The organism is Sulfitobacter sp. HI0027 (assembly GCF_001634775.1).
Taxonomy (GTDB): Bacteria; Pseudomonadota; Alphaproteobacteria; order Rhodobacterales; family Rhodobacteraceae; genus Sulfitobacter.
Map to the genome: position 1 here is coordinate 1 of NZ_LWER01000278.1, position 279 is coordinate 279.

1 protein-coding gene is annotated in these 279 nt (G+C 58.4%); it reads left to right on the forward strand.

What is annotated here, in order from left to right:
• Positions 1-279 (forward strand): Tn3 family transposase (locus tag A3722_RS15605; protein WP_150120514.1); only part of this gene is annotated, 279 nt, incomplete at both ends.

Consider the following 279-nt stretch of genomic DNA (forward strand, 5'->3'; position numbering starts at 1 on the left):
GTCAATCTGAGTGTATCCCGCATGGCCGCGGCAACCCACAATCTGTCTGCCCGGCAAATCGCGTGGGCTCATGATTGGCATTTGCGCGAGGAGACCTATTCTGACGCTTTGGCTTGTCTGATCGACATGCAACGCGAGCTCCCTCTGGCCAAACTCTGGGGGGACGGCGTGACATCATCCTCAGATGGGCAGTTCTTCCGGGCCGGTGGCCGCGGTGAGGCCTCTGCAGATATCAACGCAAAGTACGGACGCACCCCAGGTCTCAAATTTTACACCCAC